The 375-nt window shown below is 68.5% G+C and carries 1 protein-coding gene; it reads right to left on the bottom strand.

Annotation, left to right across the window (positions count from 1 at the left end; genetic code table 11):
- Nucleotides 1-375: thiamine pyrophosphate-dependent enzyme (locus tag AC1DYK_RS36230; RefSeq protein ID WP_478170662.1), on the bottom strand; the 375-nt coding region annotated here is incomplete at both ends.

Genomic DNA, 375 nt, shown 5'->3' with positions numbered 1-375 from the left:
GATAGGAGTTGTTCACCAGGACGTGGACGTACGGGATGTTGTGCTGTGCGCCGACCGCCAGCTCCTCCAGCATGAACTGGAAGTCGTAGTCGCCGGAGAGCGCGACCACCTGGCCCTCGGGGTCGGCGGTGGCGACGCCCAGCGCGGCCGGAATGGTCCAGCCGAGCGGGCCGGCCTGGCCGCAGTTGATCCAGTGGCGCGGCTTGTAGACGTGCAGCATCTGCGCGCCGGCGATCTGGGAGAGGCCGATCGTGGTGACGTAGCGCGTCTCCGGTCCGAAGGCGCGGTTCATCTCCTCGTACACGCGCTGCGGCTTCTGCGGCACGTTGTGGAAGTGGGGACGTCGCTGCAGCCGGGCCTTGCGCTCCTGGGTGG

This window comes from Variovorax sp. P2_H12, from assembly GCF_056403395.1.
Note: the sequence above shows the minus strand (reverse complement) of the source record. Positions and strands in the feature narration are given on the sequence as shown.